25 protein-coding genes are annotated in these 26,574 nt (G+C 61.0%); 6 read left to right on the forward strand and 19 right to left on the reverse strand.

The features are described 5' to 3' along the window. Window positions 1-71: 71 nt before the first annotated feature. The 17 genes from M2497_RS22950 to M2497_RS23030 form a co-directional block, all read right to left on the reverse strand. Window positions 72-1,448: a sigma-54 dependent transcriptional regulator gene (locus M2497_RS22950; RefSeq protein WP_248483410.1), complete on the reverse strand. Its 1,377-nt coding sequence runs from the start codon at window positions 1,446-1,448 to the stop codon at window positions 72-74. Between the two features lie 6 nt (window positions 1,449-1,454). Next, window positions 1,455-2,666: an ATP-binding protein gene (locus M2497_RS22955; RefSeq protein ID WP_248488248.1), complete on the reverse strand. Its 1,212-nt coding sequence runs from the start codon at window positions 2,664-2,666 to the stop codon at window positions 1,455-1,457. 110 nt (window positions 2,667-2,776) lie between these two features. Continuing rightward, a complete protein-coding gene (locus M2497_RS22960) occupies window positions 2,777-4,252 on the reverse strand; it encodes a sigma-54 dependent transcriptional regulator (RefSeq protein ID WP_058424913.1) in 1,476 nt (491 codons plus the stop codon). A gap of 170 nt (window positions 4,253-4,422) precedes the next feature. Further along, window positions 4,423-4,719, reverse strand: coding sequence for a flagellar assembly protein FliT (locus M2497_RS22965; RefSeq protein ID WP_015885198.1), 297 nt, complete (start codon window positions 4,717-4,719; stop codon window positions 4,423-4,425). A gap of 26 nt (window positions 4,720-4,745) precedes the next feature. Continuing rightward, window positions 4,746-5,150 (reverse strand): flagellar export chaperone FliS, encoded by a 405-nt coding sequence (fliS, locus tag M2497_RS22970; RefSeq protein ID WP_058424915.1) that lies wholly within the window; start codon window positions 5,148-5,150, stop codon window positions 4,746-4,748. Between the two features lie 140 nt (window positions 5,151-5,290). Then, entirely contained in the window at window positions 5,291-6,691 is a 1,401-nt protein-coding gene (gene fliD, locus M2497_RS22975) for a flagellar filament capping protein FliD (protein ID WP_248483412.1), read from the reverse strand. Window positions 6,692-6,772: 81 nt separating this feature from the next. Continuing rightward, the gene (locus tag M2497_RS22980; RefSeq protein ID WP_058424917.1) at window positions 6,773-7,123 is read right to left on the reverse strand and encodes a flagellar protein FlaG; all 351 of its coding nucleotides are present in this window, start codon (window positions 7,121-7,123) and stop codon (window positions 6,773-6,775) included. A 74-nt stretch (window positions 7,124-7,197) separates the two neighbouring features. After that, complete coding sequence (locus M2497_RS22985) at window positions 7,198-8,613, reverse strand: flagellin (RefSeq protein ID WP_071493763.1); 1,416 nt, start codon at window positions 8,611-8,613, stop codon at window positions 7,198-7,200. A 266-nt stretch (window positions 8,614-8,879) separates the two neighbouring features. Continuing rightward, window positions 8,880-9,809 (reverse strand): ketoacyl-ACP synthase III, encoded by a 930-nt coding sequence (locus M2497_RS22990; protein WP_248483414.1) that lies wholly within the window; start codon window positions 9,807-9,809, stop codon window positions 8,880-8,882. Between the two features lie 276 nt (window positions 9,810-10,085). Further along, a complete protein-coding gene (locus tag M2497_RS22995) occupies window positions 10,086-11,687 on the reverse strand; it encodes a flagellar hook-associated protein 3 (RefSeq protein WP_248483416.1) in 1,602 nt (533 codons plus the stop codon). A gap of 14 nt (window positions 11,688-11,701) precedes the next feature. Continuing rightward, on the reverse strand, window positions 11,702-13,756 hold the full coding sequence (gene flgK / locus M2497_RS23000; RefSeq protein WP_071493765.1) for a flagellar hook-associated protein FlgK: 2,055 nt from the start codon (window positions 13,754-13,756) through the stop codon (window positions 11,702-11,704). Between the two features lie 10 nt (window positions 13,757-13,766). Beyond that, on the reverse strand, window positions 13,767-15,038 hold the full coding sequence (gene flgJ / locus M2497_RS23005) for a flagellar assembly peptidoglycan hydrolase FlgJ (RefSeq protein ID WP_248483418.1): 1,272 nt from the start codon (window positions 15,036-15,038) through the stop codon (window positions 13,767-13,769). Window positions 15,039-15,042: 4 nt separating this feature from the next. Further along, entirely contained in the window at window positions 15,043-16,131 is a 1,089-nt protein-coding gene (locus M2497_RS23010) for a flagellar basal body P-ring protein FlgI (RefSeq protein WP_033901075.1), read from the reverse strand. A 27-nt stretch (window positions 16,132-16,158) separates the two neighbouring features. Next, the gene (gene flgH, locus M2497_RS23015; RefSeq protein WP_016976553.1) at window positions 16,159-16,854 is read right to left on the reverse strand and encodes a flagellar basal body L-ring protein FlgH; all 696 of its coding nucleotides are present in this window, start codon (window positions 16,852-16,854) and stop codon (window positions 16,159-16,161) included. 53 nt (window positions 16,855-16,907) lie between these two features. Further along, window positions 16,908-17,693, reverse strand: a complete 786-nt coding sequence (flgG, locus tag M2497_RS23020) for a flagellar basal-body rod protein FlgG (RefSeq protein WP_025855853.1) — start codon at window positions 17,691-17,693, stop codon at window positions 16,908-16,910. Window positions 17,694-17,751: 58 nt separating this feature from the next. Beyond that, entirely contained in the window at window positions 17,752-18,492 is a 741-nt protein-coding gene (locus M2497_RS23025; RefSeq protein ID WP_248483420.1) for a flagellar basal body rod protein FlgF, read from the reverse strand. Window positions 18,493-18,800: 308 nt separating this feature from the next. Beyond that, window positions 18,801-20,363, reverse strand: a complete 1,563-nt coding sequence (locus M2497_RS23030; protein WP_248483423.1) for a sigma-54-dependent transcriptional regulator — start codon at window positions 20,361-20,363, stop codon at window positions 18,801-18,803. Window positions 20,364-20,620: 257 nt separating this feature from the next. Between M2497_RS23030 and phhA the strand changes: the two genes are divergently transcribed. The 3 genes from phhA to M2497_RS23045 all read left to right on the forward strand — a co-directional run bounded on the left by phhA (window position 20,621) and on the right by M2497_RS23045 (window position 23,059). Next, on the forward strand, window positions 20,621-21,412 hold the full coding sequence (gene phhA / locus M2497_RS23035; protein ID WP_248483425.1) for a phenylalanine 4-monooxygenase: 792 nt from the start codon (window positions 20,621-20,623) through the stop codon (window positions 21,410-21,412). A 97-nt stretch (window positions 21,413-21,509) separates the two neighbouring features. Beyond that, entirely contained in the window at window positions 21,510-21,866 is a 357-nt protein-coding gene (locus tag M2497_RS23040; protein ID WP_010208721.1) for a 4a-hydroxytetrahydrobiopterin dehydratase, read from the forward strand. Next, a complete protein-coding gene (locus tag M2497_RS23045) occupies window positions 21,866-23,059 on the forward strand; it encodes an amino acid aminotransferase (RefSeq protein ID WP_248483427.1) in 1,194 nt (397 codons plus the stop codon). The genes M2497_RS23040 and M2497_RS23045 overlap by 1 nt, the downstream gene beginning before the upstream one ends. Window positions 23,060-23,121: 62 nt before the next feature. On the opposite strand, the gene M2497_RS23050 is transcribed toward M2497_RS23045, so the two are convergent. Beyond that, window positions 23,122-23,931: a UDP-2,3-diacylglucosamine diphosphatase gene (locus M2497_RS23050; RefSeq protein WP_025855848.1), complete on the reverse strand. Its 810-nt coding sequence runs from the start codon at window positions 23,929-23,931 to the stop codon at window positions 23,122-23,124. A 137-nt stretch (window positions 23,932-24,068) separates the two neighbouring features. On the opposite strand from M2497_RS23050, the gene M2497_RS23055 reads away from it, so the two are divergent. The 3 genes from M2497_RS23055 (at window position 24,069) to M2497_RS23065 (ending at window position 26,216) form a co-directional block, all read left to right on the forward strand. Further along, window positions 24,069-24,818: an AraC family transcriptional regulator gene (locus M2497_RS23055; RefSeq protein ID WP_248483429.1), complete on the forward strand. Its 750-nt coding sequence runs from the start codon at window positions 24,069-24,071 to the stop codon at window positions 24,816-24,818. A 99-nt stretch (window positions 24,819-24,917) separates the two neighbouring features. Further along, window positions 24,918-25,802 carry a DMT family transporter gene (locus tag M2497_RS23060; RefSeq protein ID WP_248483431.1) on the forward strand — a complete coding sequence of 295 codons (885 nt, stop codon included), beginning with the start codon at window positions 24,918-24,920 and terminating at the stop codon, window positions 25,800-25,802. A gap of 132 nt (window positions 25,803-25,934) precedes the next feature. Beyond that, window positions 25,935-26,216 carry a hypothetical protein gene (locus M2497_RS23065; RefSeq protein WP_248483433.1) on the forward strand — a complete coding sequence of 94 codons (282 nt, stop codon included), beginning with the start codon at window positions 25,935-25,937 and terminating at the stop codon, window positions 26,214-26,216. A 42-nt stretch (window positions 26,217-26,258) separates the two neighbouring features. On the opposite strand, the gene M2497_RS23070 is transcribed toward M2497_RS23065, so the two are convergent. Beyond that, a complete protein-coding gene (locus M2497_RS23070; RefSeq protein WP_058424930.1) occupies window positions 26,259-26,546 on the reverse strand; it encodes a SelT/SelW/SelH family protein in 288 nt (95 codons plus the stop codon). Window positions 26,547-26,574 lie beyond the last annotated feature (28 nt).

Here is a 26,574-nt window from a genome sequence, read left to right on the forward strand (position 1 = left end):
TAGCAACAAGGGTGCCAGCTCTGGTTCAACTCGTAAGAAAAGGCGACAAACCTTGTCCGCCTTGTTACCGATCAGGTGGCGAACAGATACGCCTCGACGTCCATGCCGGCGTCGCGCATCTGCGCCAGCTTGTAGCGCAAGGTCCGCGGGCTGATCCCCAGGCGCTCGGCGGCCTCTTTGCGGCGGCCGCGCTCGGCGCGCAGGGTATCGATGATCATCTGGAATTCACGGCGACGCAGGTCGTCACCCAATGCACCGGCGGTTTCGGATTCGACCACCACGGGCGCAGGCGCCAGGGTCGGCAGCGGCGCAATCCCGCTACCCATGGCCAGGCAGAAATCCTGGGGCTGGATCAGGCCGCCCTGTTGCAGGATCAACGCACGCTGGATGGCGTTGTCCAATTCCCGCACATTCCCCGGCCATGGATAGGCGACGAGGCAGGCCTGGGCCTCGGCCGACAGGCGTGCCTGGGCATGCTTCATTTTTTTGACGTGATTGCCCAACAGCCGCTCGGCCAGCGGAATGATATCCGCCGGGCGCTCGCGCAACGGGCGCCAGGCCAGGGGAAAGACCGAGAGACGGTAGAACAGGTCTTCACGGAAGCGCCCCGCCGCCACTTCGCCCGCCAAGTCACGGTTGGTGGTGGCGACCACGCGGATATCCAGCTGGATTGGCTTGCGTGCGCCAACGCGCTCCACTTCGCGCTCTTGCAGCACCCGCAGCAACTTGGCTTGCAGGCCCAGGGGCATCTCGGAAATTTCATCGAGCAAAATCGTGCCGCCATCCGCCTGCTCGAACTTGCCCGCCTGGGCCGCGATGGCGCCGGTGAACGAGCCTTTTTCGTGGCCGAACAGCGTGGCTTCGAGCATGTTGTCGGGGATCGCCGCGCAGTTGATGGCGATAAACGGCTGTTTGGCGCGGGTCGATTGCTGGTGGATATAGCGGGCCAGCACTTCCTTGCCAGTGCCGGACTCGCCGGAAATCAGCACGGTGGAATCACTGCGCGCCACGCGGGCCGCCAATTCCAGCAATTGTGCGCTGGCCGGCTCGAAGGCAATCGGGCCTTCGCCGTCGCTGGGCGGGATCACGCCCAGGGCATGCCGCGCGACCAGTTCGATCAAGGCTTTGGGCTCGAACGGTTTGACCAGGTAATCCGCCGCGCCCTGGCGCATTGCATCGACCGCACGTTCGACAGCGCCGTGGGCGGTCATCAGCAACACCGGCAACTGCGGCTGGCGCGCGCGCAACAGGCTGAGCAACTGGTGGCCGTCCATGCCCGGCATGTTCACATCGCTGACCACCAGGCTGAAGGACTCCTGCTCCACCGCCTCCAAGGCGTCCTCGGCAGAACCGACCGCCCGGTAGTCATGGCCCGCCAACAGCAGCGTGTCAGCCAATGCTTCACGCAGCGCGCGATCGTCTTCCACCAACAGAACCTTGATAGCCATAACCTCTTACTCCGCGCTTGCCGCGCATGAAAACAGCGGCAAGGTCATCAATGCACAGGTGCCACGCCCGACACGGGAATGCAGCAGCAATTCTCCCTGATGGGCACGTGCCACTGCCTTGACCACGGTCAGGCCCAGGCCCGTGCCGTTGGTCTTGGTGGTGAAAAAGGGCTCGCCCAGGCGCTGCAACACGGCGGGCTCGATACCGCTGCCACTGTCGCTGATGCACAGGCGCAGGGTTTGCTCGCGGCTGTACAAGTGCACTTTGAGCCGCGCACCGGAGCCGCTGGCCTGGGTGGCGTTTTCGATCAGGTTGAGCAGCGAACCGACGAGGGTGTCGCGGTTGCACAGCAGCTCGCCAAGATGGCTGTCGCACTGCCAGCGCACTTGCACGTCTTGAATGTGGGTGGCCGCTGCCGCTTGCAGGGCCTGCATCAACTCGGCCGGCGTGATGCGGTCGGTCAGCGGCAATTCACCACGGGCAAATACCAGCATGTCGCGCACCTGATGCTCCAACTCGTGCAGGCGCTCCTTGAGGCGCCCGGCAAAACGCTGATGGGTGGCCGCAGGCAGTTGTTCATCAGTCAAATGACTGGCGTAGATCAGCGCCGCCGACAACGGCGTGCGGATCTGATGCGCCAGAGAAGCGACCATGCGCCCCAGCGAGGACAAACGCTCGTGGCGCGCCAACTGGTCTTGCAGGTGACGGGTTTCAGTCAGGTCGTTGAGTAGCACAAGCTGGCCCGGCTCCGCGTCCAGGGCGCGCGTGGCGATGGACAAGCGGCGACCGTCCTTGAGGGAGATTTCATGGCCGTCGTCTTCACGCGGCGCAAAGCAGCGGGTGATCACGTGACGCCACAGCTCGCCTTCCAGGGGCAGGCCAAGCATGTCGCAAGCCGCCGGGTTGGCTTCACGCACGCGGCCTTCTTCGTCGATGACGATCACGCCCCCGGGCAACAGCGACAGCAGGTTTTGCAGACGGTTGGCCAGGCGCTCCTTCTCGGCCAACTCTTCCATGCGCTGGGCACTGACCACCGCCAACTCGCCCTTGAGCTCCGAAACACGGGCTTCGAGCAGGCTGTAGGAATCGGTCAATTGGCTGGACATCTGGTTGAACAGCGAAAACGCCTGCTCCAGGCCTTGGCGGCTTTGCTGTTCTACAGAGGGAACGAGCCCCGGGATGGCGGGGCTGGAAGAATATTGGGCGGCGTGGGGCATCATGCTCTCTCGCTTGGCTGACCGTCAGTTAAACGGAACGTTGCGAGGGCTGTAGCAATACCCGTGCCGAAAAAAAACCGCTGATAAATCAGCGGCTTGAAAAACAGGCGTCAATCATCCGCCTGTTCATCACCTTCTTTGCGGCTCATACCGTACTTGCGCATCTTCTCTACCAGGGTGGTTCGACGGATGCGCAGGCGCTCGGCGGCACGGGCGACGATGCCGTTGGCGTCGTCCAGGGCCTGTTGGATCAGGCCTTGTTCCAGGTTGCCGAGGTAGTCCTTCAGGTCCAGGCCTTCGGGCGGCAGCATCGCGGTAGAGCCGAAGTCCGGGGTATGACCGTTGATGGCCACCCGTTCTTCCAGGTCGCTGCGCAGGCTGTCGACCAGTTGCTCGTCTTCGTCGTCGACGTAGCGGAATTTCTTAGGCAGCTCGACCACGCCAATCACACCGTAGGGGTGCATGATCGCCATGCGTTCCACCAGGTTGGCCAGCTCGCGGACGTTGCCCGGCCAGCCGTGGCGGCACAGGGACATGATCGCGGCGGAATTGAAACGGATCGAACCGCGCTTTTCATGCTCCATGCGCGAGATCAGTTCGTTCATCAGCAGCGGGATGTCTTCCACGCGCTCGCGCAGCGGGGCCATCTCGATCGGGAATACGTTGAGGCGGTAGTACAGGTCTTCGCGGAAGCTGCCGACCTCGATCATGCTTTCGAGGTTCTTGTGGGTGGCCGCGATGATGCGCACGTCGACGCTCTGGGTCTTGTTGCTGCCCACACGCTCGAAGGTGCGCTCCTGCAACACGCGCAGCAGCTTGACCTGCATCGGCAGCGGCATGTCGCCAATCTCGTCGAGGAACAGGGTGCCGCCGTTGGCCAGCTCGAAACGCCCGGCACGGCTGGTGATCGCCCCGGTAAAGGCGCCCTTCTCGTGGCCGAACAATTCGCTTTCGAGCAGCTCTGCCGGGATCGCCCCGCAGTTGACCGGCACAAAGGGCCCGTCGCGGCGCTTGGAGTGATAGTGCAGGTTGCGCGCAACCACTTCCTTGCCGGTGCCCGACTCGCCAAGGATCAGCACGCTGGCGTCGGTATCGGCAACCTGCTGCATCATCTGGCGCACGTGCTGGATGGCACGGCTGGTGCCGACCAGGCTGCGGAACAGGTTGGGTTCGCGATGGCGACCGCGCTCGCGGGCCTGGTCGTACATCTCGCGATAGACCTGGGCACGGTGCAGGGAGTCGAGCAATTTGCTGTAGCTGGGCGGCATTTCCAGGGTGGAAAGCACCCGGCGGCGCTGGTCTTCCGGCAGGTCGACAGAAGAAATATCGCCCATCAGCAACACGGGAAGGAACTCATCCCAGGTAGACAGTGTCTTTAACAAGCCCAAAACAGCACCAGGAGCGTTTACCGTCCCGATCAGCACACAAATGACTTCACGGCTCGATGACAATGAGCTGACCGCCTGCTGCCAGTCATGGCTGCCGCAGGGCAGATTTTCTTCGCCAAGAAAATTCAAAATCACCGCTAAATCGCGGCGGCGGACGCTATCGTCATCAATCAGCAGAATTTTGGTTTCACGCCACATGCAATAGCAACTTCCCTAGTAAAACTTCCTGCCCCAGAGTGAGGGCAATCGAGACGCCTGTACGACTTTGTACCTTACTAGACGTCTGAAATCTGAAAACAGCACTAGTTAAGTCAAAAATGCTGGCACAGTCAAATATATGACGCGCCCATCGGACCAACTGCGGCTCTTCAGCCGAACAGATGGTAAACCTTTGACGCATTTTTCGCTTGGTTGATCTGCGACATCTCTTCGAAAATCGCCTGCCGCTCACCCGTCGTCACCTCGAGCAATTGCTGGTAAACCGCCAGCAGACTCTCAAGCTTTTCACGCAACGCATCCTCGTCTACCGGCGCTTCGCTGAGCACCTCGTCGATGACATGACGACAGCCCAGGTCCAGTTCGCCGATGGCGTCCCAGTTGCGGTCCGCCAGCGCGCCCATCAGCGCCTCACGGGTTTCATCAATGCGTTGCAATGCTTGGCTCATGACGTGTTCCTCAAGGCCGCTTGGCCTTATTGTGCAGCGCCTTGTGGCGCGCCGATGGCATCCCAGCCTTCTTTCACGGTAATCAGCAAACGGGCGACTTCGTCGATCATGTCGGCGTCGTTGTGCAGATTGGCCTCCATCAAACGGTTGGTCATGTACACGTACAGACCTTCCAGTTGCTGAACGTATTCCTTGTTGTCGCTTTTTTCCGCGCTCAGGCCATCACGAAGCCCGATGAGGATGTCGGCGGCCTTGCCCAGCATCAGGCCCTTTGCGGCGATATCGCCACGCGCCAACGCACCTTTGGCCTGCGCCATGCGGTCGAGCCCGCCCTCCATCAGCATTTGCACCAGGCGGTGCGGGCTGGCTTCAGAGATCTGGGCATGGGAATTGACCTTCTGGTATTGGCGAAGGGCTCTCATGGGATTCATGTTTCTACCTCGTGACAGGCAACAGCGAGAAGGGTTGCAGTAACCATTATGTCGACTGGGTCGCAAAAAACTTTAACCCGACGGCACTATGAAGAACAAAGCCCAGGTCAATGGACCTGGGCTTTTTCATCAGCCATCAATCAGCTGCTTTTCTGGGCGTTACTCAGCGCGCTGAGCGTACCCAGGATACTGCTGCTCTGCTGGCGCAGTTGCGCCACCAGCGTATCCATGGCGGTGTACTTGCGGGTCAAGGAGTCTTGCATGGTGGTGAGGCGTTCATCCAACGCAACTTGCTGCTTGTTGAGGTCTTTAAGGCTGTCGGACAACGACGTTGAACGCGTCGCCAGGATCCCGGTGGTGGCCTTGGCATAGCCATCGGTCGCCGCCGTCAGGCGCGCGAGCAGGCCGGTCTTGCCGCTGAAGATACTGTTGATATCGGCAGCGTTGGTCAGCACAGCCTTGTCCCACTGCTTGGCATCAATGCTCAGCGCACCGGTGTCGCGGTCAGTCGTCACACCGAATTGCGCCAGGGACTTCAAGGTGCCGTTGCCGGACAGGGCGTTGAACTCGTTGCGGATCGCCGCCTGCAAGGTGCGCATGGTCGAGTCGCCGGTCAAGGTGGCGGCGACGGAGTTACCGGCGGCATCCTTGGTCACCTTGGTCTCGGCGTTCATCGCCTTGAGCAGGGCGTTGTAGGTGTCGACGAAGCCTTTGACCCCGGACTTGAGGGCGGTGGTGCTGGTGGAGACGGAGATGGTCAAAGCATTGCGAGCCGTAGACGCGGTATCCGAAGGCGTGGTCAAGGGCGACACAGAGAGCAACTTGATACTTACACCACTCACTGCATCCGTGATGCTGTTGGTCTTGGACTCTGCAGCAATACCGTCAATGGTGTACTTGGCGTTCTTCGGCTCGCTGACCACCGTGTAACCGCTATCAATCCCCGAGTTGCCCGACATCGTCAGATCGGAACCAACACCAGCATTGGTGGAGGTCAGGATAAGACGCGAACCGTTGGAGTCGGTGAGGATGTTGGCACTCAGGCCTGCGGTGCCGAACTGCGAATTGATCGAGTCACGCACCTGTTGCAGGGTCGCGCCGGCCGGCACCTTCAGGTCGAAGTTCTTGCCCGACTGGCTGATCGTCAGCGTCGTTGGGGTGGTGCCACTGTTCACGACCGTCGACTGGCCGCCAGTGAAACTCTTGGTCGACAGCTTCGACGGCGTCGCCAACTGGTTGACGACCAGCGAGAAGCTACCGCTCGCCGCACCCTGGTTGGCCGTCATGGTGGCGACCTTCTCGTCCGAAGACGTACCGGTCAAGCCACTGAAGCTGTTATCGGTGCCCATGCTGGTCAGCGCACCGCGGAAGGCGTCCAGGGCTGCCTGGATCTTGCCGATCGACGACAGCTGGGTGGTTGCCTTTTGCGACTGGAGGTTGATCTGACCCTGTTTAGGCGCTCGCTCGGCATCCACCAGGGATTTCACAATCGCCTGAGTGTCGAAACCCGACCCCACGCCGGTAATCGTTGTACCCGCCATCATCTTTCTCCTGTTCCGGTGGCTGCCGTTATCTTGACGACTATCGCTTCAAGCTGTGACAGCAACAAGTTTCATGCCAGTTCACGCCTTGTCGTCAAACAATACATGACTGGCGCTGGCCAGACTCTGTGCCAGTTTCAAGGCTGTTTCCGAAGGAATCTGTCGGATCACTTCACCGGTGTCGGTGGCAATGACCTTGACCACAACCCTATGGGTGGAATCGTCAATGGAAAAGTCCAGGTTGCGCTGGGCCGCTTGTACGAATTCTTTAATATCTGTGACCGCTTTTTCCAGGCTGTCCTTTTGGGACGTGCCCGCGGTTGGCGCGGCCGCTTCAACCTTAGTCTTGTCTTTGTCCGCAACCACAGGTGCCGGAGTGCCTTGAGGGGCCAGCGGCGGATAAGACAAGTTCAGTTTTACACTCATGTCCATGCCCAATCTCCTCTGATTGGAAAAGACGAAAGGGCACGTAAACGCGCCCTTCCGTCATTCACCACGCGTCGCTATTACTGAAGCAGCTTCAGTACAGCGGATGGCAGTTGGTTAGCCTGCGACAGGATCGCAGTGGAAGCCGACTGCAGGGTTTGCTGCTTGGTCAGTTCAGCGGCTTCGGAAGCGAAGTCGACGTCCTGGATGGTGGAACGAGCAGCGGTGCTGTTTTTCTGGATGTTGGACAGGTTGTCTACAGTGCTGGTCAGACGGTTCTGTACCGCACCCAGGCCCGAACGGGAGCTGGAGATGGTAGCGATAGCCTGGTCGATCACGGACACAGCGTTCTGGGCCTTGGTGGCGTCAGTCACGTCAGTTTGCGATACGGAGGTCTTGGTCGAAGCAGCCGAAGTAGCAGCACCGAAGACACCAGTCACACCAGCGCCTTCCAGGGAGTAACCCTTGGCGGAGTCCAGGTTCACTGCACCGGTAGCGATGATGCCGTCAGCCAGGGCAGTGGCAGTGCCGTAGGTGCCCGAACCGTCTTTGGTGGCAACAGTGATGGTGCCGGCAGCGGTCGAAGCGCTGAAGGCCAGGTTTTCACCGGTGTCGGATTTAACCGACAGAGTGCCTTTGGACTCGTCGTAGTTGACGCTGATACCCAATTTGGCGGAGTTCGACTTCAGTTGGTCAGCCAGGCTGGCAGTGTCTTTTACGCCAACGAACGTGGTGGCTTGGCCGCCAACGGTCATGGTGAACGAAGCTGGAGCGGTAGCAGCACCGGCGCCGACTACGAACTGAGCTTCAGTGCTGGCGGTAGCGCTCAGGCCACCGACGGCGCCGTTCAGCTGGGCAGCGATGGTTTTAGCGGAAGCAGCAGCAGCAACAGTGACGCTGCTAGTCTGGCCGTTACCGGTCACTGCGATTGCGCCGCCAGCTACACCAGCACCTGGAGTGATGCCGATGCTCTTCACCTGCTGCGAACCGATATTGTTGGCAGCAACGTTATCCAGGGACAGGTTGATGGTTTCGTTAGCGTTGGCGCCAACCTGGATCGACTTGGTACCGTACGAACCGTCCAGCAGCTTCTGGCCACCGAAAGTAGTGGTCTGGGCGATACGGGTCAGTTCCGAAGTCAGAGCCTGGTATTCGTCGTTGTTCGACTTACGGTCGTCGGGGCTCAGGGAGCCGGTCGCCGAGGACAGAGCCAGGGTACGCATTTTTTGCAGAATGTCGGTCGAAGCCTGCATTGCGCCTTCAGCGGTCTGCGCGATGGAGATACCATCGTTGGCGTTCTTTACAGCTTGACCCAGGCCGTTGATCTGGCTGGTCATACGGCTGGCGATACCCAGGCCGGCGGCGTCGTCTTTAGCGCTGTTGATACGCAGGCCGGAAGACAGGCGCTGCATGGAAGTGGCCAGGGCGCCGCCAGCTTTGTTCAGGTTGCCCTGAGTAGTGATCGAAGCAATGTTGGTGTTTACTGTTAAAGCCATGACGAAATCCTCGTTGGATGGATACTGCGGCTTCCGGCCCTGGCAACCGCCGGGTGTGGCCTGAGAACCTACGTAATAGTTATCGTCGTGGTAGCCGGTTGCTTGAGGATTTTTTTCGATTTTTTTGCTGGCGTCGTGCCACCCCTTGTAATTCAAGGGCTTACGCAGGCAAAAAAGCCCGATTTCATTGGGTTTTCTGGCGCCAAATAAAAAACGCCGATGCTCTTTCGAGCATCGGCGTTTTTTTGTGCTACCGGTTCAAGGTGTCACGGGCGATAGAGAATCGCCGAGCCCCACGACAGGCCCACACCAAAACCGCTGATGGCCACGCGTTTCCAGGTGGCGCCCATCACATGCTTTTCCAGCAGCAGCGGAATGCTCGACGACACCGTGTTGCCGGTCTCGACCATGTCCTTGATGAACTTGTCCACCGGCGCATCTTCAAAACGACGCGCCACGGCATCGACAATCGCCGCACTGCCCTGGTGGATGCAGAAGGCATCAATGTCGTCAGCCTTGAGGTCTGACTCATCGAGCAGCTCGTGCAAATGCGCCGGCACCTTGAGCAGGGCGAAGTTGAACACCTGGCGGCCGTTCATGAAGAACACGCCATCGCTGACCTTCAGGTGGGGGGCGCCGGAACCGTCGGTGCCGAACTTGGACTTGCCGAGCAACCACGGCGCGTCTTCGCCCATCCAGGTGGCGGTGGCGGCATCGCCGAACAGCATGGTGGTGTTGCGGTCTTCCGGGTCGACGATCTTCGAATACGGGTCCGCGGTAACCAGCAGGCCGTTTTTCAGGCCGGCGGCTTCCATGAAGCCTTTCATCGCGTAGATGCCGTAGACGTAGCCGGAACAGCCCAGGGAAATATCGAAGGCTGCAACGTGGGTCGGCAGACCGAGCTTGTCCTGGACGATGGCAGCTGTGTGCGGCAGGCCTTCTTCATCGCCGTTCTGGGTGACGACGATCAGCGCGTCGATCGACTCGCGTTTCAGATCCGGGTTGTTGGCAAACAAAGCGTTGACCGCCTCGACACACAGATCGGAGGTTTCCTGCGCGGCTTCCTTGCGCGGCAGGAACGCCGACCCGATCTTGCCAATGATGAATTCTTCATCCTTGGCGAATTTGGCACCCTGGGCGTAGTTATCGATCCCGTCTGCCGGCACGTAACTGGCGATGCTTTTTATGCCAATCATTGTGGCTTCCCAATACTAAATAGCTGGAGAACACCCCTGGGACTACGCCCGGAGTGCTGACAATAAAGGGGATAACCCCATAAAAATCTCGCTGAAAGCCGCCACGCAAGGACCCTGTGACGACTTATCCTTTTCACACGATACAGTGAAGATGCGCTTTATGACTCACAGGTCACTCAATTGTGTGTGCTTTATGCAAAACCTTCAAACAATTAAACCCCAGAAACGACAACGGCCCGCCGTGTTTCCAGGGCGGGCCGCTTGACGTGAAGCCACTTACATCTTGTTGAACAGGCTCAACTGCGAGATTTTCACAAACGCCAGCTGGGAGGCTTGCAGCATGGTTTGCTGCAGCGCCAGGTTGATGGCCGCTTCACCCATGTCGATATTGGCCAGATCACTCATCGTGCTGGTCGTGGCAATGCTAATGCTCGAATTCTCACTGGCCTGGATATCCAGCGCATTCTGCCGCGCCCCGACGGAACCCCGCACATTGACGATCTGGGACATCGAATTGGCCAGGTTGGCGATGCTCGAATTCATGGCATCCTTGAGCTTGACCGTCGCTGCCGGATTGCCGTCGGCCGGCGCTTCCAGCGCCTTGCGCAACTGGCCCAGGGTATCCAGCGCATTCTGGGTCTTCTGGGTATTGGCACCCACCGAGAACTGATCGCCTGGCTGCGGCGGGCCGCTGCTCACGTCAAACGTCACGCCGGCCGCCGTCACCGTGGTACCGCCGCCGGTATCGCCGGTGGCGATCGCCTTGCTGGCGCTCGAATAGGGCTGGGCATACACCTCATAGGCCGTCGCGCTGGTGAACTTGATGATCGCCCCGCTGTTGGACGGGAAGGTGCTGGCATAGTCCGCCTGATTGGTAACCTGGGCGCCGGTCAGCTGTGCGCTCGATAGATTGCTCGGCGTACGCGAGACGCTGAACGTGTCCGGCTTGGCCTCCAGGCTGAAGGTACGGTCCTTGACCAACGCATCGGAGTTGGCGCCCGGCGCCACGTCCCCGAGGTTCATGGTGATATCGAACTTCACCCCCCGCAGTGCAACGCTGGTGCTGCCTTCCTTGGTGGCGTCGAACGTACCATTGCCCGGTATCTCGGAAGTCACGTCATTGCCGTTCTTGTCAGACACCTTGTATTGCGTGCTGCTGGTAAAGGTCAGCTTGTAAGGCTGGCCGTCGGCGAATTTGTTGGCGTAGTCGCCGCTCGATGTCACCAGCCCGGCCGAAAGCGCCACCTTGTGGTCATTGACCGTAGGCGGCACGGTCTGCGGGTTCGGCGCAACCCAGGGGGCCTGGGTGCGACCGGCGTTGGCCGCGCCTTCAAGGATGGTCTTGCCGGTATCACCCGCGCTGACATTCAGCGTATTGGAAATCTGCAGGCTCAGCGGAGTTTCATCCCCCTGGTAGCTGTAGGTGCCATCGTTGTTGCGCGCATACGGCGGCGTCTGGGTCTTGGAGCCGGAAAACAAGTAGTTGCCGGCCGAGTCCTTGCTGTTGAGCAGGCCCAGGACCTGATCTTCAATCGCACCGACCTCACTGGCAATCGAGCGACGATCAGCATCACTGCCGGCACCACCGGCCTTGAGTGCCAGCTCCGTGGCACGCTGCATGGCTTCACTGATCGCACCTAAAACACTCTCTTCGTTAGTCAGCGAGTTTTTCAGGCTGGTGATGTTGCCCGTGGACTGGGCCACCATGTCTTTCTGCTGCTGCAGCATCAACAACCGCGCCGCCGCCACAGGATCATCCGCGGCGGTCTGTACACGCACGCCGGAGCTGGCCTGGTCCTGGGCCTTCACCACACCCGAATAGTTATCCGAATACTTGGCGGAGCTGGTCTCGAAATACTGCTGTGTAGAAATACGCATCGTCCCAGGCTCCCTTAAAGACTATTGATCAATGTGCTGAAGGTTTCTTGCGCAGCCTTGATGATCTGCGACGACGCCGTGTAGTACTGCTGGAACTTGATCATGTCGCCCGCCTCTTCGTCCAGGTTGACCTGGGACACTGAGTTGCGCGCGTTCTTGTTGGCGGTCAGCAATGCATTCGTCGCGGTGCTGTCGGTACCGGCAGCCGCAGCCTTGGCGCCAACGGTAGACACCAACTTGCTGTTGGCCCCCACCAGGCTGGTGCCGCCAGTGCCATCAGCGGCCGTGCCGATGGTTGCCTTGGTCTGCAGGCTGAGCAGGTCAAGGGCGTTGCGGTTGTCGGACTTGCCGGAGGCATTGAACGAGAACGTGGTGCTGTCGCCGTTGGCCGGCGAACCGCCCACCGTGGTGTCGAAACTGAAACTCTTGGCCGGCACCACCAAGGCACCGTTGGCATCGCGCATCGGCACGTTGACCGTAACCTTGTTGCCCTGCCCCGGAACAATACTGCCGGTGCCGATCGGGTTGCCCTGGGCATCATTGAGCGTGTACGGCTGGGTGCCATCGGCTGCCGGCTTGCCGAACACCATCTTCACCGGCATCGAGTGTTCAATACCCGTGCGCAATTGGGCAGTGGCCGCGCCGCCCTGGATATCCAGGGGCACCGTCAGGGTCGGCGGGGTAAACGTGCCGGTGCCCTCGTTGGTTTTACTGGCTTGCCCGGATAACGGCGCGGCGAAGGCGATTTTGTTCGGATCCGTCAGCACCGTGCCAATGTCCTTGGCACCATTGGCGGTCGGACTGACCTTGAAGCTGTCCCCGGTGGCCATCGGCCCCTTGCCATCGAGCGCCAAGGTGAAACCATCGATCACGGCCGGTGGCGTGGCCGTGACGTCAAAGGTCCCCATGGCCTTGCCATCGGAACGCACCACGGTGACGTTGTTCGGGTTGGCGCTGTCGCTGAAGGTGACCTTGTAATCGAAATTGGTCAGCTTGCTGCTGTCCTTGATCGTCACGTTCAGGTTGCCGGAACCCGCGCTGTTGTCACCCGAAGCCTGGCTGCGCTGGGCAATGGCGGCGGCGCTGTTGATATCCTTGAACAGCGAGCTGCCGAACTGACTATTGAGGTCAAGGCCCTGGCCCAACTGGTTGTTGATGGTGTCTGCGGTGGCGATGGCAATGCGGCCCAGATCATTGATGGCAGGCATCAGCGCATCGGTGCGATAGCGCAACAGACCGCCGATGCTACCGCCGCTGAGCACGTTGCCCAGGTCGAGCGACTCACCGCCGCCAACGTTGAGCTGGATGGTGAACTGGCTGGTGTCGTTCTTGCTCGGTACGGCGGAAATCGTGTTGGACTGGTCACCCAGTACCAGCGACTGGCCGGAACCGGTGCTGACACTGAACACGCCATTCTTCTCGGTGGCGGTCACGCCGACCAATTCGTTCAGCGAACGCACGGCTTCGGCACGCGCGTCCAGCAGGTTGGCCGGGGCTGTGTTCGACGAACCCTGCACCTGGGCGATCTGCTTGTTGAGCGAGGCAATGGACGAGGTCAGTTTGTTGACCTGGTCACTCATCGAGCTCAACTGGCCGTTGATGGTTTCTTTCTGCTGGCCCAGTTGCGTAGAGATCGAGTTGAAGCGATTGCTCAGCGTCTGCGCCTTGGTGATCAACACCTGGCGGGCCGAGACATCGCTCGGGTTGGCCGAGGCCGTCTGCACGGCCGAGAAGAACTCACTGAGCACAGCCGACATGCCGGTGGTCTTGTCCGACAGGGTCTTGTCGACGGCGCTGACCTGATCCAGGTACGCCTTGGCATCGCTGTTGAGCGAGGTGCTGTTCTGGTACGCCGCGTCGAGGAACTCGTTATACACCCGGCGCACATCGGCCAGGGTGGTACCGCTGCCGATGTACACACCGCCGTACTGGTTCGCCGCGCTGGCATTCTGGGTGGTCTGCTGACGCGAGTAACCCGGAGTGTTGGCGTTGGCAATGTTGTTACTCAAGACCGACAGCGATCCTTGAGAGGCGTTGAGCCCTGACATCCCGATACTGAGCAAACTCATGGTTCAGACCTTATAAATGTGTGGTTGCGCCAGCGGCAGCGTAATTCTGGTAACTGTCCATCGTTTTGGCGATCTGCGAAATCTTGCTGGCATAGGCCGGGTCGGTGGCGTAACCGGCTTTTTGCAACTCGCGGACAAACTGTTCCGGGTTGTCGGCCGATTTGATGACTTCTTTATAGCGATCATTGCTTTGCAGCAAGGTCACCAGGTCATGGAAGCTGTCCTGGTAGGAGTTGTAGGAACGGAACTGCGCCGTTTCCTTGACCATCGCCCCATCGCGGAACTCGCTGGTGATCGCACGCGCCTGGCCGCCCTGCCAACTCTGGCCGGCCTTGATGCCGAACAGGTTGTGGCTGCTGCTGCCGTCTTCGGCGCGCATCACCGATTTACCCCAACCGGTTTCCAGCGCGGCCTGGGCCACCAGGTACTTCGGATCGACACCGATGCGCGCAGCGGCCGCCTTGGCCATCGGCAACATGGTGGCGACAAATTCATCCTGCGAACTGAAGGCTTTCTTCGCCGGCGCCAACGGTGGCTGGGCTACGGCGCGGCCGTAGACCTGCATGCGCCCGCTCGGCACGGCGAAGGTGCGCGCGCTGCTGTTGATCACGTTGTCATCGGCCACGCTGTTGCGCAGCGGCGCGCTTTTGGCGTCAATCGCGACAGGTGCGTTCGGTACGATGCCGGCCAGCAGGCGATCGGTCAGCTTGCTCGGCAAGGCGATACGGCGCTGGTTCATCAATTCCATGTCATTGCTGTGGGACGCCGCAGCGCCAGCCTGAGGCTCAGCAACACGGTAAGCCCACAGCGGACGCTGGCCATTGGAGCGGCCCAGCGGCCCTTCGGCCTGGGTGCCTGCCGCAATCTCGGTCGGCACGTCGACCTTTTTCCCAGGCTCGGCGCCTGCCGGGCCCTGCAAGGTGGCGGCCTGGGCCTCTACCGGTTTGTTCTTCTGCATCTGGCGCATCAGCACGTCGGCCAGGCCGATACCACCGCCTTCACGGGACATAGAGACGGCCAACTGCTGGTCGTACATTTCCTGGTACTGCTTGGCCGCCGGCGTGTTCATCGGGTTGTCTTTACCCAGCGCCTCGGTGGCCGAACGCATGGACTTGAGCATTTCGCTCAAGAACAGCGATTCGAACTCCTGCGCGACCTTGCGCATGTTGCCTTCGCTGTTCTTGTCGGCACCGACCTTGAGCTGGTTAAGCCGGTTCAGGTCGGAGTAAGACCCCGAGTCCGCCGTGCTGCTGATCCCGCTCTTGCGCATATCCATGGCCATGGCCTCAGATCACGATCAGGTCGGCTTGCAAGGCGCCGGCCTGTTTCAATGCTTCAAGGATCGCCATCAAGTCGCCGGGCGCTGCGCCCACCTGGTTCACCGCGCGGACAATCTCATCCAGGGTGGTGCCGGGGCCGAACTTGAACATCGGTTTGGCTTCTTGCTGGGCATTCACCCGCGAACGCGGCACCACCGCCGTCTGGCCGTTGGACAATGGCCCTGGCTGGCTGACGATCGGGTCTTCGGTGATGGTCACGGTCAGGCTGCCGTGGGTCACGGCGGCCGGCGAAACCTTGACGTTCTGGCCAATCACGATGGTGCCGGTACGCGAGTTGATGATGACTTTGGCCACGGCCTGGCCCGGGTCGACTTCAAGGTTTTCCAGGATCGACAGGTAGTCGACGCGCTGGCTCGGGTCCAGCGGTGCCGTCACGCGGATCGAGCCGCCGTCGATGGCCTGGGCCACGCCTGGGCCGAGCATGTCGTTGATCTTGTCGACCACGCGCTTGGCGGTGGTGAAGTCGGAGCGGTTGAGGTTCAGGGTCAGGCTGTTGCCTTGGTTGAAACCACTTGGCACGGTCCGTTCAACCGTGGCGCCACCCGGGATACGCCCGGCCGACGGCACGTTGACGGTGATCTTCGAGCCGTCGCGACCTTCGGCGTCAAACCCGCCCACCACCAGGTTGCCCTGGGCGATGGCGTAGACGTTACCGTCGATACCTTTAAGAGGCGTCATCAGCAAGGTGCCGCCGCGCAGGCTTTTCGAGTTACCAATGGACGACACGGTGATATCCACCACCTGGCCCGGCTTGGAGAACGCTGGCAGGTCGGCGCTGATCGACACCGCCGCGACGTTCTTCAACTGCACGTTGCCCGAGCCCGCCGGCACCTTGATACCGAACTGCGAGAGCATGTTGTTGAAGGTCTGCAGGGTGAACGGGGTCTGGGTGGTCTGGTCACCCGTACCGTTGAGCCCCACCACCAGGCCATAGCCGATCAACTGGTTGGAACGCACGCCGGAGATGCTGGCGATGTCCTTCAGGCGTTCGGCCTGGGCGACAGCGCTCAAGGAAAGCAGGAGTGCGGCCGCCATCAGCTGTTTGAAGTTCAAAGTTGCCACCTAGAAAGGGAACAGCGGGCTAAGGAAGAAACGGTCGAACCAGCCCGGCTGACTCGCATCAGCAAACGAACCCGTACCCGAGTAGGTAATGCGCGCATCAGCAATGCGTGTCGACGGCACGGTGTTGTCGGTGGAGATGTCATCGGCGCGGACCATGCCGGCAATGCGCACCAGCTCATCGCCGGTGTTGAGGGTCATCCACTTTTCACCGCGAATGGCGATGATGCCGTTGGGCAATACATCGGCAACGGTCACGGTAATCGAACCGGTCAGGCTGTTGCCCTGCCCCGCCGCGCTCTTGCCATTGGTGGCACGGTCGCCGCTGTAGCCGGCGCTCAGGCTCAAGTCACCACTGCCCAACGGGTTGTTGGTGTTAGGCACGGCACCAAACAACGAGGTCAGGCCGATACCGGTCTTGCTGGTCTTGCCCACCTGGGAGTTGGCGTTCTTGCTGGCCTGAGTCTTCTCGTTCAGGGTGATGGTGATGATGTCACCGACCCGGAACGCCTTGCGGTCGCTGTACAGGTTCTGTTCAAAACCGGCCTGGTAGATCGAGCCATTGTTGGCGGCCGCCGGCAACGGCGTGCGTGGCAACACCGGCGCGTAGTACGGGTCATTGGGTTTTGGCGTCGGGGCGACACAGCCCGCGAGCACGGCAATCCCACTCAATGCCAGAACAGAAACATAGCGATTCATGACCCTTACCTCACGGTGTTGCAGGCGCCCTCAAGAGCGCCCCATAGACTTGATTACAGATTCTGCGTTACGAACGAAAGCATCTGGTCGGCAGTGGAGATCACCTTGGAGTTCATCTCGTACGCGCGCTGGGTGGTGATCATGTTGACCATCTCCTCAACCGTGCTCACGTTGGAGGTTTCCAGGGTGCTTTGCAGCGTGGTGCCGAAACCGTTCAGGCCAGGGGTGCCGATTTGCGGCGCGCCGCTGGAGGCGGTTTCCAGGAACAGGTTGTTGCCCATGGCTTGCAGGCCGGCCGGGTTGATGAAGTCAGCGGTCTGCAGATTGCCGATCACTTGCGACGCGGGGTTGCCGGCCACGGTGATCGACACGGTGCCGTCGTTGCCGACGGTGAAGGTCTTGGCGTCGGCTGGAACGATCACGGCCGGCTCCAGGGCGAAACCGTTGGCGGTCACGATCTGGCCGTTAGAGTCCAGGTGGAAAGTACCGTCACGGGTGTAGGAGGTGGTGCCGTCCGGTTGCAGGATCTGGAAGAAACCGCGGCCGTTGATGGCCATGTCCAGCGGCTGGCCGGTCTGCTGCAGGTTACCGGCGCTGAAGTTCTTCTGGGTGCCGACGATCTGCACACCGGTACCCAATTGCAGGCCCGACGGCAGTTCGCTGTCCTGGGTCGACTGTGCGCCTGGCTGCTTCTTGATCTGATAGAGCAAGTCCTGGAACTCGGCACGGTCACGTTTGAACCCCGTGGTCGACACGTTGGCCAGGTTGTTGGAAATGGTGGTCAGGTTGGTGTCCTGGGCGGACAGGCCTGTTTTGGCAACCCATAGAGCCGGAAGCATGCTGTTCTCCTTCGTGCGCCTGTTTGTTGGCGCTGCGCCGCAAAATTAGTGTGTTGGATCAGCTCATCTGCATGACGCGCGTCATGGCCTGATCGTCTTCTTTAGCGCTGTTCATCATCTTGATGTGCAGCTCGAACTGCTTGGAAAGCGCCAGCACCGCAGTCATTTCTTCCACGGCATTGACGTTGCTCGCCTGCAGGAAGCCCGAGGTCAGCTTGACGTTCGCGTCGGCCTGGGCTGGCTGGCCATCCTTGGTATGGATGGTGCCGTCGAGGCCTTTATTCATGTTCTTCAGGTCCGGCTGGACCAGCTTGATGCGGTCCACTTCAGCCATCACCCGCGGGCCTTCGCCCATGGCGCGGATGCTGATGGTGCCGTCGGAACCCACTTCGATTTTCTGCTGGGGCGGCACGGCAATCGGGCCACCATTGCCCATGATCGGCATACCGTTGCCGGCGCGCAGCACGCCCAATGCATCAACGTTCATGCTGGCGCTGCGCACGTAGGCTTCGCTGCCATCAGGGGTCTGCACGGCCATCCAGCCATCGCCGTTGACGGCCACGTCCAGGTCACGACCGGTCTCGATCATTGCGCCAGGGGTGAAGTCGGTGGCCGGACGCTCAGTCATGGCAAACGCCCGCGCCGGAAAGCTGTCGCCGAACACCGGCATCGAACGCGCCTGCTCCAGGTCACGTTGGAAACCATTGGTGGAAATGTTCGCCAGGTTGTTGGCATGGGCCTTCTGCGCCAGAGCATTCTGGCTGGCGCCGGTCATTGCCACATAAAGGTACTTGTCCACGCTTCTTCCTCTTTCTGACGGACGCTTGCCGCCCACCGCTGTACTGATGAGGCTTAAGCAATTTGCGAACCAACTTTTGAAAAGAGGGAGAAGTGCAGGCGGGGCGGGGGGTTGCCGTGAGGTGGGGGGATTTCAGGGTTGAGCGTGAGTCGAAAAAACGGCGGACTACTGCCGCCTGCGGCAAGTCCCGTCCTTGAAAACGACAAAGATCAAATGTGGGAGGGGGCTTGCCCCCGATGGCGGTGGATCAGCCACATCACAGCTGGCTGACACTCTGCCATCGGGGGCAAGCCCCCTCCCACATGGGGTTATTTATCGGTCTTGAGGATTTCGTAGTCGCGCAGCTTATTGGCGATGGTGGTGTGTGACACCCCCAGACGCTTGCCCATCTGCCGACTGCTGGGATGCTCGGCATACAAGGCTTCCAGCACCGCCTTCTCGAACCGCCCGACAATGTCTTCCAGGCCACCCTCCAGCGAAAAATCGCCAAGCGGCTGACGCACGCCATAATCCGGCAACCGGATATGCTCGGCCTTGACCGTCCCGCCGTCGCACAACGACACCGCCTGGAACAGCACGTTTTCCAACTGCCGCACGTTGCCTGGCCAGTGGTAGTGACTCAGGCGCTCCATCGCGGCGGGCGCCAACCTGGGCAGCGGGCAACCGATCTGCCGGCTGGCCTGGTCTAGAAAGTGCTCGACCAAGGGTGCCAGGCCATCGAGGCATTCGCGCAATGGAGGGATATGCAGGGACAGCACATTGAGGCGGTGGTAGAGGTCCTGGCGGAATTCGCCACGGGCGCACAGCTCGGACAAATCCACTTGGGTGGCGCAGATGACCCGCACATCCAGGTACACCTCTTCATCGCTGCCGACGCGACGGAAGCAGCCGTCCTGCAAAAAGCGCAGCAGTTTCACCTGCAAGCGCGCGCTCATTTCCCCTACACCGTCGAGAAACAACGTACCGCCCGCCGTCAGCTCCAGCAGGCCCAGCTTGCCTTCAGCCCTGGCACCCTCGAAAGCGCCAGGGCCGTAGCCGAACAACTCGGTCTCGGCCATCGACTCAGGCAGGCCGGCGCAGTTGAGCGCCATCAACGGTGATTGCCCACGCGGGCTGGCCAGGTGACAGGCCCGCGCCAGCAGCTCCTTGCCGGTGCCGGTTTCGCCTTCTATTAATAGCGGCGCATCGAGCGGTGCCATGCGTCGGGCTTCGCGCACCACGGCGGCCATGACTCTGGAGCTTTGGAAGATGCTGTCAAAGCCACGCAGTTCCTGCTTGCGCACGTTGTAGATGCGCTCACCGACGCGGTCGGCGCGGTGCAGGGTCAGCACAGCGCCGGCCATGGCCTCGCTGTCGTCATGCTCGGAGGATTGCAGCGGCGCGATGTCCGCCAGGAACACGTCGCCCTTGACCTTGACCCGCAGGCCGTTGATTCGCGACTTGCTCGCGCGCACCAGCTCCGGCAAGTCAAAGTCCTCGGCGTAGCGCGACAACGGAATGCCCGGCACCTCATCCACCCGCACGCCGAGCAACTGCGCCGCGGCGCGGTTGGCGGCGACGATGGAACCGCCCATGTCGATGGACAACACCGGAAACTCCAGGGCACCCAGCAGTGCATTGAGCTCCATATGCCGGCGCTCGCTGGGCATCAGCCCTACCCTCTTTACGCCAAACACCCCGGCAATCGCCTCGAATTGCGGGCGCAGCGCCTGGAACTGCATGTTCACCAGATTCGGACAAAACAGGTAGATGGCATTGCCATGCTCACCGCCGACCTCGCCCTTGGCGACGTTGACGCCGTATTCCACCAGCAGGTTGAGGATGTCCCGCAGGATGCCGATGCGGTTCTGGCAGTGCACTTTGATACGCATGAAGAGGCCCGAAAAGTGGGGAGGCGCCGCGTCTTTTTGTCGCTGGGCGCAGATAGTCGTCAAGATTATGTGACAGCCACAGCGACTTTCCCAGCCCAATGCAGCGGTCAACCTCACAAGCGTAACGAATAGTTTACGAAAAGCAGTAATTTTTCCTACATAGAGGCGTTTTAAACAGATGGAATCTGGCCCCGCACGGGTTATCAATAGGCTCATCGCAGGACATAACAAGAACGAATGCCTAGCAGGAGAGCCGTATGAAGCAGACCCAGTACGTGGCCCGCGAGCCCGATGCGCAAGGTTTTATCCACTACCCGCCGGAAGAACACGCGGTGTGGAACACCCTGATCACTCGCCAGTTGAAAGTGATCGAGGGTCGCGCCTGCCAGGAATACCTGGACGGCATCGATAAACTCGACCTGCCCCACGATCGCATCCCGCAACTGGGCGAAATCAACAAAGTGCTGGCCGACACCACCGGCTGGCAGGTCGCCCGTGTGCCGGCGCTGATCCCCTTCCAGACCTTCTTCGAATTGCTCGCCAGCAAGCAGTTTCCAGTGGCGACCTTTATCCGCACCCGCGAAGAACTGGACTACCTGCAAGAGCCAGATATTTTCCACGAGATCTTCGGCCACTGCCCGTTGCTGACCAACCCCTGGTTCGCCGAATTCACCCACACCTACGGCAAGCTCGGCCTGGCGGCCACCAAGGAGCAACGGGTGTACTTGGCGCGCCTGTACTGGATGACCATCGAATTCGGTCTGGTGGACACCCCCGAAGGTCGACGCATCTACGGTGGCGGCATTCTGTCGTCGCCCAAGGAAACGGTGTACAGCCTGTCGTCCGAGCCCGAACACCAGGTGTTCGACCCGCTGGAAGCCATGCGTACGCCGTACCGCATCGACATCCTGCAACCGCTGTACTTCGTGCTGCCCAATCTGAAGCGCCTGTTTGAAGTGGCACAGGAGGACATCATGGGCATGGTCGAGCGCGGCATGCAGTTGGGTCTGCACGCGCCGAAGTTTCCACCGAAACCCAAAGCGGCTTGAACCTTACATCTTCAGGCCAGGTGAGTCTGTTCCCTGGCCGCGCGTTGCTTTAGGGTGACGCTACTGATCTTCAAACACTCGAATTCAGGACACCATCATGACCACCTTGAACCAAGCCCATTGCGAAGCCTGCCGCGCCGATGCCCCGCAAGTCAGCGACGAAGAACTGCCGGTACTGCTCAAGCAGATCCCTGACTGGAACATCGAAGTGCGCGACGGCGTGATGCAACTGGAAAAGGTTTTCCTGTTCAAGAACTTCAAGTTCGCCCTTGCCTTCACCAACGCCATGGGTGAAATCTCCGAAGCCGAAGGCCATCACCCAGGCCTGCTCACCGAGTGGGGCAAGGTCACCGTGACCTGGTGGAGCCACTCCATCAAGGGCCTGCATCGCAACGACTTCATCATGGCCGCGCGCACCGACGAAGTGGCCAAGGACGCCGAGGGCCGCAAGTAATGCACTTCGATGCCATTGGTCGCGTGCCCGGCGACCCGATCCTCGGGCTGATGGACCTGTACGCCCAGGACGCCAACCCGAACAAATTCGACCTGGGCGTGGGCGTCTATAAAGATGACCAGGGCCTGACGCCGATTCCACACTCGGTGAAGCTGGCCGAGCAACGCCTGGTGGACACACAGACCACCAAGACCTACATCGGCGGCCACGGCAATGCCGCGTTCGGCAAGCTGATCAGCGAGCTGGTGCTCGGCGCCGACTCCCCGCTGCTGCGCGACCGGCGTGCCGGCGCCACCCAGACCCCAGGCGGCACCGGTGCCCTGCGTTTGAGCGCCGATTTTATCGCGCAAAACCTGCCGGGCCGTGGCGTATGGCTGAGTAACCCGACCTGGCCGATCCACGAAACCATCTTCGCCAAGGCCGGGATCCCGGTCAGCCATTACCCGTACGTGGGCGCTGACAATCGCCTGGACGTAGCGGCAATGCTCGCCGCCTTGTCCAACGTGCCCCAGGGCGATGTCGTGCTGCTGCACGCCTGCTGCCACAACCCGACCGGTTTCGACCTGTCCCAGGATGACTGGCGCCGGGTGCTGCAGATCGTGCGCGAGCGCCAGTTGCTGCCACTGATCGACTTCGCCTATCAAGGCTTTGGCGACGGCCTGGAACAGGACGCCTGGGCGGTCCGGCTATTTGCGGCCGAGTTGCCGGAAGTGCTGGTCACCAGCTCCTGCTCGAAAAACTTCGGCTTGTACAGCGACCGTGTCGGCGCGCTGATCGTCTGCGCGGCGGATGCCGAGAAACTGACAGACGTGCGCAGCCAACTGGCGAACACAGCGCGCAACCTGTGGTCGACGCCGCCGGACCATGGTGCGGCGGTGGTGGCAACGATCCTCGGTGATGCCGAGCTGAAAAAGCAGTGGAGCGATGAGGTTGAAGCCATGCGCTCGCGGATCGCACACCTGCGCTCCGGCTTGGTGGAGGCGTTGGCGCCACACGGTCTATCGGAGCGTTTTGCGCACATCGGCGCGCAGCGTGGGATGTTTTCCTATACCGGCTTGAGTGCCGAGCAGGTGAAGCAACTGCGTGAGAAGCACAGTGTGTATATGGTGAGTTCGGGAAGGGCTAACGTGGCCGGGATTGATGCCACGCGGTTGACGCTGCTGGCCGAAGCCATCGCCGACGTTTCCCGCTGACGAAACCCGGAATAAATGTGGGAGGGGGCTTGCCCCCTCCCACATTTGGCTTGTGTGCAACTTCAGCCGGCGACCATCTCGGCCTTGAGCTGCGCCTCTTTTGCCTGCGCATCCGCCAACCGATACAACTCGATACTCCCATCCCAGTGCTCGATCAACGCCGTGCATGACTCCACCCAATCCCCGCAATTGAGGTAATCCACCTCGCCCACCTTGCGAATCTCCGCATGGTGAATATGCCCGCACACCACTCCATGCAACTCGCGTTTGGTCACCTCGTGGGCGATGGCTTCTTCGAAATCGCTGATGAAGTTCACCGCCGTCTTGACCTTGTGCTTGAGGTACGCCGACAGCGACCAATAGCCATAGCCATAGCGCGCGCGCCAATGGTTCAGCCAGCGGTTGAGCGTGAGGGTGAATTCGTAGGCCGAATCGCCGAGGAACGCCAGCCAGCGGTGATAGCGGGTGATCACGTCGAACTGGTCGCCGTGGATCACCAACAGATGCCGACCATCGGCCGTCACGTGAACGGCTTCGTCCACCAGCTGGATATTGCCCAGGATCAGTTTGGAATAACGGCGCAGGAATTCGTCATGGTTACCGGTGACATAGATGACCTCGGTGCCGCGCTTGGCCATGGTCAGCAGGCGACGGATCACGTTGGTGTGGGCCTGGGGCCAATACATGCCGCCACGCAGTTTCCAGCCGTCAATGATGTCGCCGACCAGGTAGACCTTGTCGGCGTGATAGCCCTTGAGAAATTGCGACAGATGCTCAGCCTGGCAATCCCGGGTGCCCAGGTGCACATCGGAAATCCACAGGGTACGCACCCGTTGCTTGCGGCTGGGCTTGGTGAACTCGGCACTGGTCATGGGCATCCCTCGACGGTGTTTTCGCGAGCTTGCGCCCTGGCGATTAATAGCCCATGACAACTGTGCGTCAGTCTGATGACAGCGCCTGCCGGCCGCAAAGCGTTGTAGACTGCCGGCTTGCCGCCCCGGAGATCACTATGGGACCCGCCCTCACCCTGCGCCATTACCTCGAAGCGCCCCTCGCCCACAGCCATGATCATGCGCAGTTGGTGTTCGGCCTGTCCGGGCACCTGGACCTGGAAGTCGATGGGCGTGGCAGCCAGGTCCGCGAAAGCAGCGTGATGGTGCTGCCCTTCTCGGCCCACCATGCGTGCGGCAGCCGTGATGGCAGCCGGTGCCTGGTGCTGGATGTGCCCACCGAGCATTGGGTGCTGCAATCGCTGGGCGAACATGCCGACGCCAGCCGCCGCCTGCTCGACCAACCGGCGCGGCTGGCCCTGGATACGCGGCAGAGCCAGTTGGTGCAATGGCTGGCGCAAAGCCCGGTGCATGACCCGCTGATCGTCCAGCAAGGCGCGGTGCTGTTGCTGGCCAGCCTCAATCATCCCCGGGCCCAACCCCTGCCGGGACGGCGTCTGCCGTACGCGGCGTTCAATGCGCACATCGAGCGTCACCTTGCGCACCCGCTGCAGGTAGCGGACCTGGCGCGCATCGCCGACCTGTCGGTGGCACGCTTGCATGCACGCTTCATCGCCGAATGCGGGCAAACGCCGATGGACTACATCCGCAGCCGTCGCCTGCAGATGGCCTTGGACCTGCTGCGCAAAACGCCGCTACCCATCGGTGAAGTCGCCGATCGCGTCGGCTACACCTCGCAAAGCGCCTTTGCCGCCGCGATGCTGCGTGAGTTCGGCGCATCACCGGGGGCATTGCGCCGCAACGCGTAGGAAGAGTCCTGCGATAAAAAACGCGAGCCGCACGACAGACATCCACACCGGCGCCCCACTAGACTGCGCACTTGCCACCCGCTTGTCTCAAGGATCGCAATGACTCCCCGCTCAGCCCTCGGCGCCCTGCATATCGGCGCATTGATGTTTGGCCTTACCGGCGTATTCGGCAAACTCGCGGCCGCTTCGCCGGCCATCATCGTGTTTGGTCGCGCGGTGTTTGCCGTGGTGGCTCTTGCGGTGTTTGCCCGGTTCGCCAGCAACACGGCGTGGAAGACACTGGAACTGCGCGACTGGCGCCGGCTGCTGGTGAGCGGCGTGTTGCTGGCAGCGCACTGGGTGACCTTCTTTATCGCCGTCAAGGTGGCCGGCGTGGCCGTCGCGACACTGGGCTTCACCGCGTTCCCGGCGTTTACCGTGATCCTCGAAGGGTTGATTTTCCGCGAGCGGATCCGCCCCAACGAAATCGTGCTGGTGGTGCTGGTCAGCGTCGGGCTGGTGCTGGTCACCCCAGACTTCAACCTCGCCAGCGAAGCCACTGGCGGCTTGCTCTGGGGGATCGCCTCGGGGCTGTTGTTTTCACTGTTATCGCTGAACAACCGCGCCAGCTCCGGCCGCATCCCCGCAGTGCAGGCGGCGTTGTGCCAGAACGTGGTGGTCGCTGTTTGCCTGTTGCCGGTGGCGGCACCGGGGCTGACCGAAGTACGGGCAATCGACTGGCTGTGGATCGGCTTGCTCGGCGTGTTCTGCACCGGCCTGGCCCACAGCCTGTTTGTCGCCAGCCTCGCGGTGATCAAGGCACGCACCGCCTCGGTGGTGTTCGCCATGGAGCCGGTCTACGGCATCACCGCCGCCTGGCTGCTGTTTGCCGAAACGCCGACGCTGCGCATGCTGCTGGGTGGCGCGCTGATCATCGTCGCCATTGTGCTGTCGGGGTTGATGGGCAGCGCCAGCCAGGCCAAACAGCCCACTGCAACGGCCTGATCTATACTTTCAATATCCGCAACAGTCAGCAGTCGTTCAACGGATAACCGACAGCTCGACGACAGCCAGGGTGTGTTCTGAAGTTGCTGCAAGCGAGTGGTCACAACCTCAACGCGATGCGGGAGCTTTACCATGGAAATGCTCATCAGCTTATTGGTACAGATCATCAGCGGGGCGGTCGGCGGCAACGTCGCCGGCATGACCAAACAGAGCCTCGGGACCGGGCTCAATACACTGATCGGTGGTGTCGGCGGACTGGTGTTGGGTCAGGTCGCCGCGGCATTCACGGGCACCTCGGGCGGTGAAGCGCTGGATGTAGCGGCAGTTGGCAGCAACATTGTGGGGGGTGGGATAGGCGGCCTCATACTGACGTGGCTGGTTGGCTTCATCAAACACAAGATGGCCGCCAAATAGGGCTGCACTAGAGGGTCACCGCCCCTAATAAGGCGGTGACTTTCACTGCGTACGGTCGTTGTGCCCCAGGTCACGCTGCGGGTCGATCCTGTCGCGTACGCGCTGCTTGAGCACCTTGGCTTCGGGGAAACCACCGTCCGCCTTGCGTTCCCAGATCTGCACGCCATCGCAGGTGATGCGAAACGCGCCGCCGGTGGCCGGCTCGAGTGAGACCTTGCCCAGGTCATCGGCAAATGTACTCAACAGCTCCTGCGCCAGCCACGCGGCGCGCAGCAGCCACTGGCACTGGGTGCAATAGGTGATGACGATCTCGGGTTTGCTTGTGGACATAACTTGAGAAGCTCCTGGCATAACGGGC

Source organism: Pseudomonas sp. CYM-20-01 (genome assembly GCF_023169845.1).
GTDB classification, from domain to species: Bacteria; Pseudomonadota; Gammaproteobacteria; order Pseudomonadales; family Pseudomonadaceae; genus Aquipseudomonas; species Aquipseudomonas azotoformans.